Consider the following 2,179-nt stretch of genomic DNA (forward strand, 5'->3'; position numbering starts at 1 on the left):
ACGGCAACGCTCGCGATCCCGGCATCCCGGCAGGCACGGGCAACACGGACAGCGATCTCGCCACGATTGGCGATGAGCACCTTGCGCACGATGGCTCCCTCCTTGAAACAAGCCGAGTTTAGGTACAGGCAACACCCCACGCCGAGAAGCACTCGGGCGTGAGCTTGACCACACGGAGCGTTAACCCTGCCCAGGGCAGACAGCCGAATCCCCCGTCGCTCCACGGTACGCCCGGTTTTCGGGCCCGCGGCGGAGTCCGTGCTGTGGCCAGGATCTCTGCCCCGCCGTGCTGGGGCGCTTCACGTTTCTTTGTGGGATCCCTACGAACGAGGGACGGAAACTTTGCCGCACCGTCCTGCGCGCCAGAGCCCCTCGCACACCTCTTGTGGGGCGGCTTACCCGTTAGTAGCGTTCGCGATGTCGAACCGGAAGAGGTGGGCGGGGTGGCACGCAGACCAGTGGCCGCGGTGGCGGCCGTGACGCTGATGCTGGAAGCGGTCGGCATAGCGCTGCTGAACTGGATCCTGGGCCTGGTCGTGGACCGGCAGCAGATGTCCCTGGGCGGCATGGACACCGACGCGATGTCCGTGGGCACTTGGGTCGGCGGCGGCCTCTTCGGCGCCTATCTGCTGCTGTGCGGTGCGGTGCTGCTCCGCATGGCGCTGCGCGACCGCGCTCCCGGCCGTCTCGGCCGCATCCTCCTCGTCACCTGCGCGGTGACGCACGGCGTGGTGGGCGCGTTCTCGGTCGGCCTGGTGGGCTGGCCCGCGTTCGCGTGTCTGATGGTGGTGCTCGGGCTGGTGGTGCTCAGCCTGCTGGCGTACGAGCCGGAGGGCGCGCCCCGGGGCGGGACCGCCGAGGCCGAGGGCGGCCAGGACGCCCCCAGCCCGGCCTGAACCGCCTGAACCGTCTGAGGTTCTTTCAGGCCCTCAGGCCCAGAGGTCGGTGATGCCCACGCCGATCTCGGCCAGCAGCGTGCGCAGCATCGGCAGCGACAGCCCGATCACATTGCCCGCGTCGCCCTCGATGCCCTCGATGAACGGTGCCGAACGCCCGTCGAGCGTGAACGCGCCCGCCACGTGCAGCGGTTCGCCGCTCGCCACGTACGCGGCGACCTCGGCGTCGGTCGGCTCGCCGAAGTGGACCGTGGTGGAGGCGGTGGCCGAGGTGCGGCGGCCGCTCGCGGTGTCGATCACGCAGTGCCCGGTGCGCAGCACGCCCGCACGGCCGCGCATCGACTTCCAGCGGGCGGTGGCCTCCTCGGCGTCCGCGGGCTTGCCGAGCGCCTGCCCGTCCAGCTCCAGCACCGAGTCGCAGCCGACGACGATCGCCCCGTCGGCCTCCGCGAGACCGGCCACGGCCGCCGCCTTGGCCTCGGCCAGCACCCGCGCCAGGTCGGCGGGCGTCTCGGCGGTCAGCGCATCCTCGTCCACTCCGCTGACGATCACCTCCGGCGCGAATCCGGACTGCCGCAGCAGTCCGAGGCGGGCGGGGGAGGCGGAGGCGAGGATCAGGGTGCGCTGGGCAGTCATGCGCCCAGAGTAGGCGCTGCCACGGCGCCGGTCAGGGGGTCCGGTCAGGGGGTCCGGTCAAGGGGGCTCGGTCAGGGGGTCCGGCGCAGGGGTCCGGCTCAGGGGTGCAGCGTGAGCAGACAGGTGGCGATCATGATGGCGATCGCCAGGACGGCTCGGGCACGGCGGAGCATCGCCTGAGCGCGCCGTAGCTCCTCTGGCGGCTCATCGGGCGGCTCGGACCACAGCATGCGACCGATAGTGCGCCCGGAGGGCCGCGTGGCGCCTGAGTACGCGTACTCAGGCGCCACGGCGCGGAGAACCATTTCCGTCAGGCGGGCCAGTACGTCGTGCGCCACGCCTTGGGGCCGGGCTGCGGGACGCGGCGGCTCGGGATGGTGCGGGCCGGATCGGACCACTCCTCCGGTACGCCCTCGCCCTGCGCGGCGGCCGACGCGGCCGCCGCGCGTGCTTGTACGACCGCCAGTGCGGCTGCCAACTCCTCTGGGGTGGGATTGCCCCGGACGATTCGGATCATGGAAACAGCCCTTCCTGAACCTAGAGGGGGGACCTAGGGGGCCTAGATGTGTTGTCCGAAGAGGTTGGTGATGCGGCTGGCTGGGGTGTGGCCGCTGATTCCGGTGTGGGGTCGGTGGTAGTTGTACCAG

Annotated in this window: 5 protein-coding genes; 1 reads left to right on the plus strand and 4 read right to left on the minus strand. The window is 71.2% G+C overall.

What is annotated here, in order from left to right:
* The coding region (locus tag EEJ42_RS54760; RefSeq protein ID WP_308427085.1) for a biotin carboxylase N-terminal domain-containing protein at positions 1–89 on the minus strand (89 nt) is incomplete at its 3' end.
* 354 nt (positions 90–443) lie between these two features.
* On the opposite strand from EEJ42_RS54760, the gene EEJ42_RS32005 reads away from it, so the two are divergent.
* The gene (locus EEJ42_RS32005) at positions 444–896 is read left to right on the plus strand and encodes a hypothetical protein (protein WP_123105397.1); all 453 of its coding nucleotides are present in this window, start codon (positions 444–446) and stop codon (positions 894–896) included.
* A gap of 33 nt (positions 897–929) precedes the next feature.
* Here the strand turns inward: EEJ42_RS32005 and EEJ42_RS32010 are convergent, their stop codons facing one another.
* From EEJ42_RS32010 to EEJ42_RS32020, 3 genes are all read right to left on the minus strand, one after another.
* The gene (locus tag EEJ42_RS32010; RefSeq protein WP_123105399.1) at positions 930–1,532 is read right to left on the minus strand and encodes a Maf family protein; all 603 of its coding nucleotides are present in this window, start codon (positions 1,530–1,532) and stop codon (positions 930–932) included.
* A gap of 98 nt (positions 1,533–1,630) precedes the next feature.
* Positions 1,631–1,762 (minus strand): morphogenic membrane protein MmpB, encoded by a 132-nt coding sequence (gene mmpB, locus EEJ42_RS53985; RefSeq protein WP_281291554.1) that lies wholly within the window; start codon positions 1,760–1,762, stop codon positions 1,631–1,633.
* An 80-nt stretch (positions 1,763–1,842) separates the two neighbouring features.
* A complete protein-coding gene (locus EEJ42_RS32020; protein WP_123105403.1) occupies positions 1,843–2,049 on the minus strand; it encodes an acyl-CoA carboxylase epsilon subunit in 207 nt (68 codons plus the stop codon).
* Positions 2,050–2,179: the final 130 nt, after the last annotated feature.

Source organism: Streptomyces botrytidirepellens (assembly GCF_003721215.1).
In the GTDB taxonomy this organism is placed as follows: Bacteria; Actinomycetota; Actinomycetes; order Streptomycetales; family Streptomycetaceae; genus Streptomyces; species Streptomyces himastatinicus.